This is a genomic window from Planococcus antarcticus DSM 14505, from assembly GCF_001687565.2.
Lineage (GTDB): Bacteria > Bacillota > Bacilli > Bacillales_A > Planococcaceae > Planococcus > Planococcus antarcticus.
Map to the genome: position 1 here is coordinate 3,640,423 of NZ_CP016534.2, position 13,337 is coordinate 3,653,759.

Genomic DNA, 13,337 nt, shown 5'->3' on the forward strand with positions numbered 1-13,337 from the left:
AATTGAACAAGCCGATTATTTTTTGCGATTTTGATGGCACGATTACAGCTAATGACAATATCATCGCCATTATGAAGAAATTTGATCCACCTGGCTGGGAACTAATCAAAGACCAGATTCTTGACCAATCCATCTCGATACGCGAGGGTGTTGCGAAAATGTTTTCTTTGCTGCCGGTTTCGGAAAAAGACAAAATTATTTCATATGTTCTGGAGCAAGCAGAGATACGCGAAGGTTTTAGCGATTTTGTCGCCCATGCAAAAAAACAGCAACTTCCTTTGTATATTGTTAGTGGTGGCATTGATTTTTTCGTCTATCCGCTGCTTGAACCTTTCGGACCCTTTAACGATATCTATTGCAACAGCGCTGACTTTTCAGGAGATCTCATCAAACTAGAATTTCCACATGGCTGCGATGAAAACTGTACCAGCCAGGGCTGCGGATGCTGTAAGCCATCCGTCATCCGAGAACTTTTGGACACTGAAACGAAAAGCATCGTTATCGGAGATTCCATCAGTGACTGGGAAGCTGCAAAAGAAGCAGATTTCGTCATTGCCAGGGATTTGCTGGCTGAAAAATGCAAAGAGGCTGGCATCGATTATGAGCCATTTGAAACTTTCCACGAAGTCATCGCGATTGTTGATGAATATATAGGAGTGAAGTTATGACCGAATTGCATGAAAAATGGCTGGAACTGGCTGATGTCAAAGATGAACTGGCGATTCGTGACTGGTTTATGGGAACCAGCGGCAATCTTGCCATCAAGGTGGCTGACGACCCACTCGAATTCCTGGTCACCGCCAGCGGCAAAGACAAGAAAAAACGCACGAATGAAGACTTTTTGCTCGTTGACGCCAATGGCCAGCCGGCTGTTGAAACACTGTTAAAACCCTCTGCAGAAACTTTGCTGCATTGTGCAATTTATAAAAAGACAGTTGCTGGCTGCAGTCTCCATGTTCATACAGTTGCCAATAATGTCATTTCCGAATTATACGGCGATGCCGGAAAAATCGATTTCCAAGGGCAGGAATTGATCAAGGCCTTCGGATTATGGAAAGAGGATGCGGTACTGACTATCCCCATCATCCCCAACTACGCGGATATCCCTACGCTCACCCAAGAGTTTGAAGCTTTCATTACAGCTGATAAAGGAGCAGTGCTGATCCGCAACCATGGCATCACCGTCTGGGGAAGGGACGGCTTTGAAGCGAAAAAACTGCTTGAAGCCTGTGAGTTTTTATTTCAATACCAATTGGCAGTGCAACTACACTTAAAATAAGAGAGGAAGATTAGGATGGCTATCATTAAAATTCAAGGAACAAACGAAACAATCGAAGCGCAAACAGAGGTAGCGGTATTTTTAGAGCAGCAGGAAGTCGTTTATGAACATTGGGACAACGATAAATTGCCCGAGCATCTTCGCGAAAAATTCGATTTAAGCGATGAAGATAAAGAAGAGATCCTTCAAGCATTCAAAACAGAAGTCGATGACATCTCCCAGCGCCGCGGATATCAAGCAGCGGACATCATCTCCCTGTCAGATTCCAACCCGAAACTAGATGAGCTGCTGAAAAACTTCCAGCGCAAACACATCCATACAGATGATGAAGTACGCTACATTGTCAGCGGTCATGGTGTCTTTATCATCCAGGGCAAAGACGAACGCTTTTTTGAAGTCCACCTGACGCCAGGCGACTTGATCTCGGTTCCTGAAAACATTACACATTACTTTACCCTTGCGGATGACCGAAAAGTTGTAGCGGTTCGCATTTTCGTTACAACAGAAGGATGGGTGCCGGTTTATCAGGAAGAAAGCAGCGTTCAAAACTAATAATGCGATGCAAAGATCCGACTCTGTCGGATCTTTTTTTATTTTGCAAAAATAGGTAATTTTTTTATTTCATTCAATTTTTAAGCTATAATAATTCCCAAGATATATTCTGCAAATAGAAAAGAGTGGTATAAATGAAAAAAGTGCTTCTGTCCCTATTGGCAGTTGTTATTTTACTTGGACTCCCCATTATGGTTTGGCTTTTTCAGGAAGAAAAAGGACTGAACGTAGCGATTATTGATAAGACGGTGCCGACTGAAAGCTACCGGGAGCATAAGGGGCTGACTTGGCTGCTGAATCACCACCGCTATGTATCCGATTCTCAAGGTACATACCAGGCAAATGCCGATTATTACGGCTTTTTTCCCGATGAAACAGATGAAAGCTACACGATCCGTGATTTGCCTGAAGATTTGTCTGGAACCGATCTCATTTACTTGGCGGATTCCTATGGCGTCTATGAAGAAGATCTCCCATGGCAATCAGCAGAAAAAACACCAGGCAGTTCGTCCATAATTTCCGGCGGACTCCAAATGAGCGAATGGCAGACCATCAAAAAGCAGGTTCAGTCTCAAGGTACGGACTTGGTTGTGGAGTTCAATACCTTTGCCTCCCCCACTCCCAAAGAAGTCGCGCAGGATATGAATGAATTTCTTGGACTCGAATGGAGCGGCTGGAGTGGACGCCATTTCGCGGACCTCCATTCTTCTGAAGGGGAAATTCCTCAGTGGATTGTTGACAATTATGAAAAAAATGATGTGAAATGGAATTTTGAAGGTGCTGGATTTGTTTTGGTCAATGATGACGAAGGCGAAATCGTGGTCCTTTCCGAAGAGGCAGGCGAAGTCGGCACCGACGGACTTCACCTTGCCTTCACCGAACAAGGCACTGACCAGTTTGATTTAGCGGACAGCCCTTCTTTCGCTTATTGGTTTGATATTAACCAGGCAGCTGCAGACACCAAGGTCTTGGCAGACTATCGATGGGATCTCGAAAGCGCAGGCAGTAAGAAGCTGGAAGCGGCCGGCATCCCCGAGAACTTCCCGGCCGTGTTCCATCAATCCAAGCACGGAGCAGACCTTTATTATTTTGCAGGAGATTTTGTTGATATTGCTGATGTTCCGGGCTTCTACCGCTATTCCGGGTTTTCGAAACTGCGTTCGTTTGTTTCCACGGAATCGCTGGATGCCGAAAAAAGTTTTTACTGGCAGACTTACGTACCGATGATGGAAACCATTTTAGCAAATACAGAAGATAAGAAAAAAGATCTTGAAACGGTCAAAGCAACTGCCGCCGAGAAGGACGGCATTGCTTACCCTTCCCGTGTAAACGGACAGGCATTTGAAGTCTACGAGGATGGGGAATGGCAGCCGTTCACCATTAAAGGCGTCAATATGGGAATGGCCAAACCGGGAACGTTCCCCGGAGAAGCAGCAATTACGCGTGAGGAATATGACCGCTGGTTTCAAGCAATCAGTGAGATGAACGCCAATGCAATCCGTGTCTATACGCTTCACCCACCAGCTTTCTATGAAGCGTTTGCCGCTTACAATGCCAGCGCAAAAGAGCCGCTTTACCTGTATCACGGCGTCTGGATTGACGAAGAGCCTTTGGTAGAGACCTTAGATGCCTTTACTCCTGAAATCACCGAGCGCTTTCAGACTGAAGTCGAAAAAATCGTAGACGTCATCCACGGCGATGCGATCGTAGAACAGGAACCAGGACATGCTTATGGAACTTATAAGACGGATATCTCCTCCTACGTTATCGGCTGGATGATTGGCATCGAGTGGTTCCCTTTTACGGTTCATCAGATGGAGCTTGATTATCCCGACCTGGGCGACTATCAAGGCAACCACGTATACACGGCAGGTGCCAATCCGATGGAGTATTGGCTGGCGCAGCAATTAGACAGCCTTGCTGAGTATGAGTTGGACGAATACCAAAGTATGCGCCCTCTCAGCTTCACCAACTGGGTAACGACAGACAATATCGATCAACCTGCAGAACCTAGTGAACAGGAAGACATGGCAACCGTCGACCCGAATCACATCAAAACAAAAGGTGTGACGGAGACTGTCGGCATGTTTGCGTCCTATCATGTCTATCCGTACTATCCTGATTTCCTGAATTTAGAAGAACGTTACACGGAATATGTGGATCACCGCGGCGAATTCAATAACTATGCCGGTTACCTGAAGGACTTAAATGATTCCCACGACATGCCGATTGTCATTGCCGAATTCGGCATTCCAGCTTCTCGTGGCATGACCCATGAAAATCCGTTCGGTTGGAATCAGGGGTTTATTTCTGAACAGCAGCAAGGACAAATCGTCAGCCATATGTATGAAGACATCCTTGAAGAAGGGATGCTTGGTGGTATGGTTTTCACCTGGCAGGATGAATGGTTCAAACGTACCTGGAATACAATGGATTATGACAATCCGGATGAACGGCCCTTCTGGTCTAATGCCCAAACAAACGAGCAGCAATTCGGCCTGCTGAGTTTTGATCGCCATAAAGTGAAAGTCGACGGCATGGACGATTGGCAGGATGGCCAAATCCTTTACGAAAAGAATGACGGTGCCCTTAAAACGCTTGCGCTGGATTCGGATGAGCGGTATGTCTACATCAAAGCCCAATTCGACCTTACCCATAAAAACTGGTGGACCGAACAGGATTTCAACCTGTACTTTAGCGTCCGTGAAGATCAAGGCATCGCAGTTGATGCGTTGGAAAAAACGGAGTTTCTTGCGGACTTCCATTTGAAGATTGAGGACTTGGAACAAGCACAGCTGAAGGTGGCAGGAGATTACGACAGCTTCTACTATGACTATCACGAACGCTTAGAGATGATTCCTGCAGAAGAAAATATCGAATCGACTTTCCATCCAATTCGATTGGCCTTGAATAAAGCATTCGTGCGTCCCGACACTGGTGAAATAGTTCCATTCGATTCTTACGAAACAGGTATCTTCCGTTTCGGCATCGCCAATCCAGAACATAAGGACTATGACTCCTTAAACGATTACTACTACGACAAAGAGACTGGAATCATGGAAATCCGAATTCCTTGGATGCTACTGAATGCCAAAGATCCAGCTAAGCGGGAATTTATCGGCAACTTGCAGAAAGACGGCATCGAAGCTTCCGAAACGATTGGAGGGCTGAATGTTGCAGCAAACTTAACCGGACAAGATGGAAAAACCGTCGAAACCTTCGATGCGGACCAAGTGGCTCAATATACATGGGACACATGGGGTTTGCCACAATCCGAAGAGCGGCTGAAGCAATCGTATTATATTCTTCAGGATATCTTCGGCGACATAAAGTGATGCAAACCAAACTATACAAAAAGAAGAAAGTCTTTTACAGTAATGGGTTCCGTCACTTATCGCAAAACTCTACTTTGCATACTAAGTTGCAAGTAAAAATGTATAGAAAATTGCGCTGTATTTTGCAGCGCTTTTTGTTTGCAAAAAAATAACCCAGTTCAATTAAGAACCGAGTCAAAACTAATATTTTATATCCTCTTCAACTAAAGCACCAGATTGTTTAAGTACATGATTGCACAAACTTAATTTGCTTCTTCCCATTTATCGGAAATAATAGCTTTAATAAACTTTCCTTCTTGGATTTTTACAGCTATTGCTTCCTCTTGGTTAATATCGGTGATTTCATAATACTTTGTTCCTTCTTCATATTTATTAGAGAAGTTCCCACTTGTGTCAGAACTTTCTTGGTCATAATAGGAAGTAACTTCGCCAATTTTAGCACCTATTTTTTCTTCTTTAACTTCCTCTTCTGTAACAACATAATTTCCATTCTCCCATTTAACGAATGAATAAACCCATGCATTGGAGGTTTGTATTTCATTCTCTGAATCTCTATCAACAAAAGAGCAACCTGTTACTGTAAGAAATCCAAAAATCATTACTAATAAAATCTTTTTCATAGATACACCTCCGATATATTAGACGTTATATTTCTTTTGAAGTTACAATTTTATAGTTTCCCTTAACCTCCCCGATAGTTTAATGTATAGCAAATTTCGTACTGATTTGTAATAGAAAATGCAGGGATACAACAGCTGTTGTATCCCTGCAAATTTAATGTAATTTTTACATAAGACCCTTTTATATCAACAAAAATTGACTACCAAATCAGCATATAATTTGATAGTCAATTTTACTTACATTTTTAATGTTTGCGATAGGTAACAGAACCCGTTACGTTTTACAGACTTCCTTCTTTTTGTTCGTCATCTGAGAAGACACCTTTCCGTTCCATGTCTCCCCATACTGATTTTTTCTTGAAAGCGTAAAACAGACCTTGCACACGCCAGAAATTCATCAGAATACGGTACCAAAACGTCTCCGTCAGTGCATAAGCATAGAGAACGAGGATACTTTTGACGGTTGGATACTTATGATAAGTCCACTCCTCCAGCAGCACGGCGAGCGCAGACAAAAGGGAACCGTACAGCACCATCACCAACAGCATAATAATGGCAATATCCGTCTCAATAAAGGAGAACGTAAAGCCTCCGATAATGATGAAATAGCCGATCACTTCAAAGACAGCACTCAACAGTTCAATAAAGACGTAATAAGGCATCGAAAACAACCCGATTCCTCTGTATTTCGGATTGAACATCATGCCGCGGTGCGTCCATAACGTTTCTGCAAGGCCTCTTTGCCAGCGGATACGCTGTGCACGCAAGGATGCTACAGTGCTTGGTGCTTCTGTCCAGCAAACCGGGTCTTGGATGTATTCGATTCGCTGTTTTGATTTTTCATCTTTGATGGATCGGTGCAAACGGACAATCAATTCCATGTCTTCACCGACGGTATCAGTTTTATAGCCGCCCACTTTAATGACACGGCTTTTCTCAAAGACACCAAACGCACCCGAAATGATCAGCAGGATATTAACACGACTAAAGCCAAGGCGTCCGATCAGGAAAGCGCGGAAGTATTCGATAATCTGCATGACTTCCAGTGGCTTTTTCGGCAGCGCCACTTGCTCGATGACACCGCGGTTAATCTTGCAGCCATTGGCGATTCTTACGGTCCCGCCTGTCGCTGTCACCATCCCGCTGGAATCAACAATCGGTTTCATGGTTTTCAGCAACGCATCCTGTTCCAAGATCGAATCACCATCAATTGCCGCAAAATACGGATATCTGGAAAAATTGACTCCTGCATTCAAGGCATCCGCCTTCCCGCCATTTTCTTTTTCAATCAAAAACAAGTTAGGGTGAAGGGTTGAGCGATAGGCCCGCTTAATCTCCCCTGTTTTAAAATAAGTCCGAATAGCCAGCTCAATCGGTTCCATCTTGAATTGGACCCGCACTTTGTCACTGGTCCTATCAGTAGAACCGTCATTGACCACAATGATTTCGTATTGAGGATAATTCAAATTCAATAACGAACGGACCGTGCTGACTACTCCCGCTTCCTCGTTGTAAGCGGGAACCAGGATGGAAATTGGGTAGGTGTCTTTGTTAATAGACATTTCCTCGATTTGTTCCTGACGGTTCAATTTTTTCTCTTTGTTTATTTTCGGGCTGGCGACCAGAAAAAGAAGCAAGTAAATCGCTCCAGCGACGAGCATATAACCAATTATTGCCCAGGAAATAATTTCGATGAATAATGTGATTCCGGTTCCACTCATGTGAGGTTCCCGCCTCCCCTTGTCAGCATATGTTTGGCGATATCCCTGGCATATGCATCCGTGTGATCAGTCACCACCTGCTCAAGCATTGTGTTACCTCCTTTAAAGACTTTGATGTTTTCAGCACCCGCAAAACGTACCCACCACACATTGTCCGACAGCAGGTCGACCAGATTTTGTTTATATTGCTCAAAATGACATGCGCCCGTTAGCTTAGCTGCGTACATCCGCTCTTGCCAGTATTCCGAATCAAAGAATTCCGGAAGAATAGCAGGGTTTGCCATTTTTTTGTAATCGCACAAACTGCTCATGGCCTTCAAGCGGACTTCCTTGCGCTCATCCCTCAGCTTCTTTTCGACAAATGGGAAGAGCATATCAATCTGGTGTTCTCCGCTGAATGTGATGAAGGCGTGAAGCATATTTTCTGAAATGTCCTCTTTTAATTGCATCCGATCCAGCGTCGTCTTTAATAAATTCTCATCCAGACGGTACAGCAATTCCTTGATCATACCAAATGACAATTCGCCGCTCTCGATGGCCGCATTCATCAGCCGCACTTCCTGCAATGTCGCGCAGACACGGATGCATTGACGAAACTCTTCATCCCGTTTGCTGATTTTCATGAAATGCTGATAAACATCTTCTTTCAAAGAAAAAAGCCGAAAGTCTTCGATAAAATACAAGGCATTGATGCGCTCTGCCCATTGCCCTTTCTTTAAGGCACGGCGGTAATACTCCGCTAAATGTTTGTCTGCTAGGAGGTGAATTCTTGCTTTCTGTTCTTCCTGAAAATTTTCACCTAAAAATTCATCAAGCATGGTTTCCATGAATCTGAAATGATTTTTCTTTGCAGTAGGCAAAGTTGGTTCAACCCGCTTTGTCCCTTCTATATATTTCCTGAAGTCAGGCTTTAGCGTTTCCATCGTTTTTCTTATCTCATTTTCTGCAGCTAAATTTTTCATTTTCCAGCCAATTAGCAAAGCTAAAATCAGCAATTGAATGCCCAACAAACTGAAGACGACCCATATAAAAATTTCTATCATAAAAAAAATCTCCTTTTCAGAGCCATCTTGTATCATTTTTATTTCATACAAATATTTCAAAAAAATCATGATAGCTGATAATTTATGGATATTATACCATATTTCATCTCTTTTAACTGGTAGAAAAAAACAGCAAAGTTCAGCCGAACGGGCCCCCCTTGCTGTTTAACGTCTTTTTATCCTGTCTCAACGGAAAGGCTATCACCAACTTTTCAAGTAGGAGATTCATTGTCCGTAAAAGTCCGATTGGATCGGGCCGGCAGGATGTCAGTTACATAGACATTGCCGCAGGACGCGGCGTTCTTAGTCTATGTTCTTCTTTTCCTCAATGGATAGTGCCCATTGAGTGAAGTTTCTCTTTATCCCGCTTTAACGGTCAGTACGACTCCCTCTCTTCAAGTGGGAGTCACTGTCCGTAAAAGTCCGATTGGATCAACTAACACTCAATGGATAGTGCCCATTGAGTGAAGTTTCTCTTTATGGGGACATCGTTTTCCAGCTGTCTACGTGGTGGATGGCGATGCCGCCAAATCCTTTTGATTCGGCATAATAGGCGGATACTGCAGCTAGTTCTCCGTCCATGAAGGCTTCTCCTTCTTCATAGAAAGAAATGCCATCCCCTTCATCGGTTTGGCCTGTTTCAACTCCCACCACTACTCTTTTGCCATACTTTTCTCCATAGGCGATTTCATTTTTCACGAGCTCCATGATCCTAGCTGCCGAATCGCGATAGGCCATCAAGGTGACGCTGTGCGTGTTGGCGATCACCCATTTGGCGAGTACGCCGTTGCCATAGGTATTTTTATAAGAGATTTCATCGAACCAGAAAGGCAAATCTGCCTCGAGCGGCAAGTTCAATGCAGCCGTGCTGGTTTTGGCTTTCATCAGCAGAGCTTGATAAGACTTGACTGTCGCTGCCCGATTGGTATTCCATCCGCTGTACAGATATGGCTCTACGTCCAGGTGGACACCAGCAAATTTTTGATCCGGCGCAGATCCTTGCTGATAAACCGATAACCAAGACATCAACCGATCCTGTTTGCTAAAGCCTTTTGGCGCTACCCAATCAGCAGCTCCGTCCAATGCATAGATGGCCATGCCGACAACTCCCGCTTTTTCGATAAAGCTTCGATAAACACTGACCGGAATATCGGCATCAATCTGCACGTAGACTTTATTGACATCTTTACTTTCCAAAAAAGCGAGTGTGCCCGCTTCATCGCTGTAGATCATCCATGGATTCCATAACCAGGTGGCTTTTACATCCATCTCGGCAGCTTGTGCATCAAAACCATTTTGTGTCAGCATAAACAACAACCATACACCCGCCATCATTAGTTTTTTCATTTCCCCGTATCCTCCCGTTCTGTCAGCCGTGGCTCATAGAACGAGACCCAGGCAACCTGGCAACCTTGCGTTTTTCAACGGTTAGGCTCATGGCTTTGCGTCCTTCCCTTTCGGTGAAGTTTGCCTTTTTCAGATTTTCATTATTATATGTCAAATAATTCAATTACGCTATCTTTTTTTTACCCCTTTTCAAAATGAAGATTTAACGCAATAATCAACAATAGGATTTCTGTATTTCCTGAACAAAAGGAGTGAACCATATGTCCGTAGCATTGCTTGAAGACGAAATCACATTGGCTTTGATAAAGGCCTTAAAAGAAGGCAAGATAAATGAATTTCAGGACATCCTGGAAGAACTTCAGCCATATGATATGGCCATACAGTACCGGCATCTGCCGGACAAGCACCGCAATAAATTCCTGCTGTTTCTGACAATACGCCAATTGACGGAAGTGATGCAGGAACTCTCCAAAAATGAGCAGATCGATATTCTCCACAAATTGGGGCTGGAAAAATCGGCAAAAGTCCTTGACCGTATGGACAATGACGACTTAGCGTTGCTGTTGGCCGATTTGGAACCCGAACGAATCGAAGAGCTACTGTCGCAGATCAATCAGGACGATTCCAGATTTGTCCAAAACACCATGACTTACCCCCCTGAAACTGCCGGCCGTCTGATGAATAACCGCTATGTGTGGATTCCACGCCATTACACAATTCGGGAAGCCGTCGACAAAATTAAGCATTTTGCCGAATTAGCGGAATACCTAAACTACCTTTATGTCGTAGATGAGGACAAGAAATTGGTAGGCGTCGTCTCCTATAAGGATTTGATCCTCGGAAATCTTGAAGACAAAATTGAGGAAGTCATGTACAACCGCGTCGTGAAAGCCGACGTATTGACCGACCAGGAAGACGCGGCCCAATTGATCAGCCGTTATGATTTTGTCACGCTTCCGATTGTGGAAAAAGACAATACCCTCGCAGGGGTGATAACGGTCGATGATGTCATCGATGTCGTTATGCAGGAAGCAAATGAAGATATCGAAAAACTATCGGCTTCGGGTAAATCAATCGACTTTAACACTCCAGCATTAACTGCAGCGTATCGCCGCTTGCCCTGGCTCATTCTTCTGCTGTTTATCGGCCTGTTTTCCGGCGGCATCATCAGCCGTTTTGAAAATACATTGCAGACAGTAGTTGCTTTGACGTTCTTTATGCCGATGATTGCCGGCATGACAGGAAACACTGGGACCCAGTCACTGTCCGTTGTGGTCCGTGGACTGGCTTCACAAAAGCTGGACTACAAGCAAACCATCCAGCTGATCATCAGGGAATTATGGGTCGGCATCATCATCGGCGCCATCTGTTCTGTACTCATCTTATTAATAGCGTATGTATGGCAAGGCAATTTTGTGCTGGGCATAGTGGTCGGCAGTTCCCTGCTAATGACTTTAATCATTGGTACGTTAGCCGGAACCATTATTCCTCTTGTGCTTTATCGATTCAATATCGATCCAGCGGTGGCATCCGGCCCTCTAATTACGACCATCAATGATATCCTGTCGTTGCTGATTTATTTCGGCATGGCGACCCTGTTTATTTCTCAATTGATGTAATTCATTTTTTCAAGCAATTGTCTTTATTCATAGTAAGTTACTCTGTATAATAGGTGATAATGTTAGGAGGCGAGTGCATGACAATCCCGAAACCCCTTGTCCAAACCAATCAAACTTTTATCGTCGTCACGGTGTTAGCAGCGCTCTTGCTCCATCCAGCCATTCTGCTATTGCCGTTTGCTGTTGGCGTTTATACATTGATTACAAAGAAAAATCCAGTGATCCTCTTCAGCCGACGCTTTTTGAAAAAACCGATGGCGGATTATCAACAGGAAGATAAAGATCAGCAACTGTTCAACCAATGGATTGCGACGATTTGTTTAGGGATGTCGCTCGTCTTCTTCTCAATCGATATTCCATCCCTTGCCTACGCTTTTAGCATACTGGTCATTATTGCAGCTGGAGTTGCGCTCATGGGCTATTGCATCGGCTGCACTGTCCGTTACCGCTATATGATGTGGAAGCACAATCGAACAGCATAAAGAAAAAAGACCGGAAGCAATCGCTTCCGGTCTTTTCTATCTATAGCAAAATCGTTATTTTATTTGGCCGTTGCCGCGCACGATGTATTTAGTCGACGTCAAAGCAGGCAGGCCCATTGGTCCGCGCGCATGGAGCTTCTGTGTGCTGATGCCGATTTCGGCGCCGAAGCCGAATTCAAAGCCATCCGTGAATCGGGTGGAAGCATTGTGATACACTGCTGCTGCATCAATTTCCATAAAGAATTGATCGACGTTTTCAGAGTTGGAAGAAATGATGGTTTCTGAATGCTTGGTTCCGTATGTGTTGATGTGCTCAATTGCTTCACTTACACCCTCAACGGTTTTCATCGCCACTTCCAGCCCCAAATACTCGGTTCCCCAATCTGCTTCTTCTGCAGGTCTCACATTAGGAAAGAGTTTCTGTACGGCCTCATCTCCATGGATTTCCACCTGATTGTCCAGCAATGCGCCTATCAATTCCGGTAAATGCTCCTCTGCCCAAGTTTTGTGGACCAGAATGCTTTCACAGGAATTACACACTGATGGCCGCTGTGTTTTGGCATTTAGCGCAATTGCCATGGCCATTTTGACATCCGCTGTCTCATCAATATAGACATGGCAGTTTCCTGCGCCAGTTTCTAATACCGGAACAGTAGAGTTTTGGACGACTGTCTGAATCAGCTTGGCACCCCCGCGAGGAATCAGCACATCAAGATACTGGTTGAGCTTGAACATATGGGAAGCTGCTTCCCTGCTCGTGTCTTCCAATAATTGAACTGATTCAACTGGCAATTCACTCTTTTCAAGTGCACGGTGGATAACAGCAACAATCGCTTTATTGGAATGGATCGCTGTGGAACTGCCACGCAGTACTACAGCATTACCGGTTTTTAGACATAAGCTGGAAGCATCGACCGTGACATTAGGGCGAGCTTCATAAATCATGCCCACAACGCCTAAAGGCACGCGAATTTTGGACATTGTTAGACCGTTCGGACGCTCCCATTTTTCCAGCACTTCCCCGACAGGATCCGCCAACTTCGTCAATTGAATCAAAGCATCCGCCATATCTTTTAACCGAGGTTGATCCAGTTTCAGACGGTCTACCAGGGAATCACTCATTCCATTTTGGCGTCCTACTTCAACATCCTTGCTGTTTTCTTCCAGAATATAAGCTTGTTCTTCCAGCAATTGGACTGAAATGGAACGCAAAGCGTTGTTTTTTTGCTTGCTCGTTGACTTTGCCAATACTGCTGAAGCCTGTTTCGCTTGGATCGCTTTTTGAAGAAGTTCACTTTTTTCAATTTGCTGTTCTTGAAGAAGTTCGGTCATTCCTGAT

General features: G+C 44.4%; 11 protein-coding genes and 1 riboswitch. Of the genes, 6 read left to right on the forward strand and 5 right to left on the reverse strand.

Annotation, left to right across the window (positions count from 1 at the left end; genetic code table 11):
* Nucleotides 1-2: 2 nt before the first annotated feature.
* The 4 genes from BBH88_RS17895 to BBH88_RS17910 all read left to right on the forward strand — a co-directional run bounded on the left by BBH88_RS17895 (nt 3) and on the right by BBH88_RS17910 (nt 5,166).
* Nucleotides 3-668, forward strand: a complete 666-nt coding sequence (locus BBH88_RS17895) for a 2-hydroxy-3-keto-5-methylthiopentenyl-1-phosphate phosphatase (RefSeq protein WP_065536376.1) — start codon at nt 3-5, stop codon at nt 666-668.
* The gene (locus tag BBH88_RS17900; protein ID WP_065536375.1) at nt 665-1,279 is read left to right on the forward strand and encodes a methylthioribulose 1-phosphate dehydratase; all 615 of its coding nucleotides are present in this window, start codon (nt 665-667) and stop codon (nt 1,277-1,279) included. Before BBH88_RS17895 ends, BBH88_RS17900 begins: the two co-directional genes overlap by 4 nt.
* A 15-nt stretch (nt 1,280-1,294) precedes the next feature.
* On the forward strand, nt 1,295-1,831 hold the full coding sequence (locus BBH88_RS17905; protein ID WP_006830311.1) for a 1,2-dihydroxy-3-keto-5-methylthiopentene dioxygenase: 537 nt from the start codon (nt 1,295-1,297) through the stop codon (nt 1,829-1,831).
* 134 nt (nt 1,832-1,965) lie between these two features.
* Nucleotides 1,966-5,166: a hypothetical protein gene (locus BBH88_RS17910; protein ID WP_065536374.1), complete on the forward strand. Its 3,201-nt coding sequence runs from the start codon at nt 1,966-1,968 to the stop codon at nt 5,164-5,166.
* Between the two features lie 242 nt (nt 5,167-5,408).
* Here the strand turns inward: BBH88_RS17910 and BBH88_RS17915 are convergent, their stop codons facing one another.
* The 4 genes from BBH88_RS17915 to BBH88_RS17930 form a co-directional block, all read right to left on the reverse strand.
* Entirely contained in the window at nt 5,409-5,786 is a 378-nt protein-coding gene (locus BBH88_RS17915) for a hypothetical protein (RefSeq protein WP_083387813.1), read from the reverse strand.
* Nucleotides 5,787-6,067: 281 nt separating this feature from the next.
* A complete protein-coding gene (locus BBH88_RS17920) occupies nt 6,068-7,507 on the reverse strand; it encodes a glycosyltransferase family 2 protein (RefSeq protein WP_065536373.1) in 1,440 nt (479 codons plus the stop codon).
* Nucleotides 7,504-8,550, reverse strand: a complete 1,047-nt coding sequence (locus BBH88_RS17925; RefSeq protein WP_006830620.1) for a hypothetical protein — start codon at nt 8,548-8,550, stop codon at nt 7,504-7,506. Before BBH88_RS17925 ends, BBH88_RS17920 begins: the two co-directional genes overlap by 4 nt.
* A gap of 477 nt (nt 8,551-9,027) precedes the next feature.
* Nucleotides 9,028-9,897 carry a hypothetical protein gene (locus BBH88_RS17930; protein ID WP_006830619.1) on the reverse strand — a complete coding sequence of 290 codons (870 nt, stop codon included), beginning with the start codon at nt 9,895-9,897 and terminating at the stop codon, nt 9,028-9,030.
* A 47-nt stretch (nt 9,898-9,944) separates the two neighbouring features.
* A riboswitch (cyclic di-GMP riboswitch) is annotated at nt 9,945-10,032 on the reverse strand.
* 125 nt (nt 10,033-10,157) lie between these two features.
* On the opposite strand from BBH88_RS17930, the gene mgtE reads away from it, so the two are divergent.
* Nucleotides 10,158-11,516: a magnesium transporter gene (mgtE, locus tag BBH88_RS17935; RefSeq protein WP_006830618.1), complete on the forward strand. Its 1,359-nt coding sequence runs from the start codon at nt 10,158-10,160 to the stop codon at nt 11,514-11,516.
* Between the two features lie 77 nt (nt 11,517-11,593).
* Nucleotides 11,594-11,998: a DUF4395 domain-containing protein gene (locus tag BBH88_RS17940; RefSeq protein WP_006830617.1), complete on the forward strand. Its 405-nt coding sequence runs from the start codon at nt 11,594-11,596 to the stop codon at nt 11,996-11,998.
* Between the two features lie 54 nt (nt 11,999-12,052).
* On the opposite strand, the gene BBH88_RS17945 is transcribed toward BBH88_RS17940, so the two are convergent.
* Nucleotides 12,053-13,330 (reverse strand): glutamate-5-semialdehyde dehydrogenase, encoded by a 1,278-nt coding sequence (locus BBH88_RS17945; protein WP_006830616.1) that lies wholly within the window; start codon nt 13,328-13,330, stop codon nt 12,053-12,055.
* Nucleotides 13,331-13,337 lie beyond the last annotated feature (7 nt).

What these genes read in the sequence shown, in the direction of transcription:
- BBH88_RS17910 (WP_065536374.1), top strand. Translation starts at nt 1,966, where the DNA reads ATGAAAAAAGTGCTTCTGTCCCTATTGGCAGTTGTTATTTTACTTGGA.
- mgtE (WP_006830618.1), top strand. Translation starts at nt 10,158, where the DNA reads ATGTCCGTAGCATTGCTTGAAGACGAAATCACATTGGCTTTGATAAAG.
- BBH88_RS17940 (WP_006830617.1), top strand. Translation starts at nt 11,594, where the DNA reads ATGACAATCCCGAAACCCCTTGTCCAAACCAATCAAACTTTTATCGTC.
- BBH88_RS17925 (WP_006830620.1), bottom strand. Translation starts at nt 8,550, where the DNA reads ATGATAGAAATTTTTATATGGGTCGTCTTCAGTTTGTTGGGCATTCAA.
- BBH88_RS17900 (WP_065536375.1), top strand. Translation starts at nt 665, where the DNA reads ATGACCGAATTGCATGAAAAATGGCTGGAACTGGCTGATGTCAAAGAT.
- BBH88_RS17945 (WP_006830616.1), bottom strand. Translation starts at nt 13,330, where the DNA reads ATGACCGAACTTCTTCAAGAACAGCAAATTGAAAAAAGTGAACTTCTT.
- BBH88_RS17915 (WP_083387813.1), bottom strand. Translation starts at nt 5,786, where the DNA reads ATGAAAAAGATTTTATTAGTAATGATTTTTGGATTTCTTACAGTAACA.
- BBH88_RS17905 (WP_006830311.1), top strand. Translation starts at nt 1,295, where the DNA reads ATGGCTATCATTAAAATTCAAGGAACAAACGAAACAATCGAAGCGCAA.
- BBH88_RS17920 (WP_065536373.1), bottom strand. Translation starts at nt 7,507, where the DNA reads ATGAGTGGAACCGGAATCACATTATTCATCGAAATTATTTCCTGGGCA.
- BBH88_RS17930 (WP_006830619.1), bottom strand. Translation starts at nt 9,897, where the DNA reads ATGAAAAAACTAATGATGGCGGGTGTATGGTTGTTGTTTATGCTGACA.